Origin of the sequence: Gilliamella sp. CG35 (assembly GCF_046635745.1) — a bacterium.
Classification (GTDB): Bacteria; Pseudomonadota; Gammaproteobacteria; order Enterobacterales; family Orbaceae; genus Gilliamella; species Gilliamella apicola_I.
In genome coordinates, this window is record NZ_JBIDFH010000029.1 from 1 (window position 1) to 2,570 (window position 2,570).

The 2,570-nt window shown below is 50.6% G+C and carries 1 rRNA gene; it reads left to right on the top strand.

The annotated features are described in order from the left end of the window. A 23S ribosomal RNA gene (locus ACGH4F_RS09450) occupies positions 1 to 2,552 on the top strand; the annotation flags it as partial. Positions 2,553 to 2,570: the final 18 nt, after the last annotated feature.

The following is a 2,570-nucleotide window of genomic DNA, read 5'->3' on the forward strand; positions in this document are numbered from 1 at the left end:
GATTATGTGGAAGCTTGAAGAGTAGGGCGGGACACGTGATATCCTGTCTGAAGATGGGGGGACCATCCTCCAAGGCTAAATACTCCTGATTGACCGATAGTGAACCAGTACCGTGAGGGAAAGGCGAAAAGAACCCCGGGAGGGGAGTGAAATAGACCCTGAAACCGTGTACGTACAATCAGTGGGAGCATGTGTCGTTGGGCATGTGTGACTGCGTACCTTTTGTATAATGGGTCAGCGACTTATATTCTGTAGCAAGGTTAACCGAATAGGGGAGCCGAAGGGAAACCGAGTATTAACTGTGCGTTAAGTTGCAGGGTATAGACCCGAAACCCGGTGATCTAGCCATGGGCAGGTTGAAGGTTGGTTAACACTAACTGGAGGACCGAACCGACTAATGTTGAAAAATTAGCGGATGACCTGTGGCTGGGGGTGAAAGGCCAATCAAACCGGGAGATAGCTGGTTCTCCCCGAAAGCTATTTAGGTAGCGCCTCATGAGTAACTGTTGGGGGTAGAGCACTGTTTCGGCTAGGGGGCCATCCCGGCTTACCAACCCGATGCAAACTCCGAATACTGACAAGTTTAATCATGGGAGACACACGGCGGGTGCTAACGTTCGTCGTGAAGAGGGAAACAACCCAGACCGCCAGCTAAGGTCCCCAAGTCATAGTTAAGTGGGAAACGAAGTGGGAAGGCTTAGACAGCTAGGATGTTGGCTTAGAAGCAGCCATCATTTAAAGAAAGCGTAATAGCTCACTAGTCGAGTCGGCCTGCGCGGAAGATGTAACGGGGCTAAAACTATGCACCGAAGCTGCGGCAGTGCACGTAAGTGTATTGGGTAGGGGAGCGTTCTGTAAGCCGTAGAAGGTGTGTTGTGAGGCATGCTGGAGGTATCAGAAGTGCGAATGCTGACATAAGTAACGATAAAGCGGGTGAAAAGCCCGCTCGCCGGAAGACCAAGGGTTCCTGTCCAACGTTAATCGGGGCAGGGTGAGTCGACCCCTAAGGAGAGGCCGAAGGGCGTATCTGATGGGAAACGGGTTAATATTCCCGTACTGGCTATAACTGCGATGGGGGGACGAAGAAGGCTAGGTTTACCACCTATTGGATGGTGGGTTAAGCGTGTAGGGGTGTGATTAGGCAAATCCGGTCACTGAGACCCTGAGGCGTGATGACGAGCTACTAAGGTAGTGAAGTAATTGATGCCCTGCTTCCAGGAAAATCCTCTAAGCTTCAGGTTATAGTTAATCGTACCCGAAACCGACACAGGTGGTCAGGTAGAGAATACTCAGGCGCTTGAGAGAACTCGGGTGAAGGAACTAGGCAAAATGGTGCCGTAACTTCGGGAGAAGGCACGCTGATGGTAATTGAAGTCCCGCGCGGATGGAGGTGAAATCAGTCGAAGATACCAGCTGGCTGCAACTGTTTAATAAAAACACAGCACTGTGCAAACACGAAAGTGGACGTATACGGTGTGACGCCTGCCCGGTGCTGGAAGGTTAATTGATGGGGTTATGCGTAAGCAGAAGCTCTTGATCGAAGCCCCAGTAAACGGCGGCCGTAACTATAACGGTCCTAAGGTAGCGAAATTCCTTGTCGGGTAAGTTCCGACCTGCACGAATGGCGTAATGATGGCCAGGCTGTCTCCACCCGAGACTCAGTGAAATTGAAATCGCCGTGAAGATGCGGTGTACCCGTGGCAAGACGGAAAGACCCCGTGAACCTTTACTATAGCTTGACAGTGAACATTGAGCCTTAATGTGTAGGATAGGTGGGAGACTAAGAAGTGTGTACGCCAGTATGCATGGAGTCATCCTTGAAATACCACCCTTTAATGTTTGATGTTCTAACCTATACTTCTGAATCGAGGTAAGGGACACTGTCTGGTGGGTAGTTTGACTGGGGCGGTCTCCTCCCAAAGAGTAACGGAGGAGCACGAAGGTTAGCTAATCCTGGTCGGACATCAGGAGGTTAGTGCAATGGCAAAAGCTAGCTTGACTGCGAGAGTGACGGCTCGAGCAGGTACGAAAGTAGGTCATAGTGATCCGGTGGTTCTGAATGGAAGGGCCATCGCTCAACGGATAAAAGGTACTCCGGGGATAACAGGCTGATACCGCCCAAGAGTTCATATCGACGGCGGTGTTTGGCACCTCGATGTCGGCTCATCACATCCTGGGGCTGAAGTAGGTCCCAAGGGTACGGCTGTTCGCCGTTTAAAGTGGTACGCGAGCTGGGTTTAGAACGTCGTGAGACAGTTCGGTCCCTATCTGCCATGGGCGTAGGAAAATTGAGAGGGTTTGCTTCTAGTACGAGAGGACCGAAGTGAACGCACCGCTGGTGTACGGGTTGTGATGCCAATTGCATTGCCCGGTAGCTACGTGCGGAATAGATAAGTGCTGAAAGCATCTAAGTACGAAACTAGCCTCGAGATGAGTTTTCCCTGATGAGAATCAGTAAGGTCCGTTTGAGACTAAGACGTAGATAGGTCAGGTGTGTAAGTGTAGTGATACATTGAGCTAACTGATACTAATGAACCGAGAGTCTTAACCTTACAACTCGGAGTTGTTTT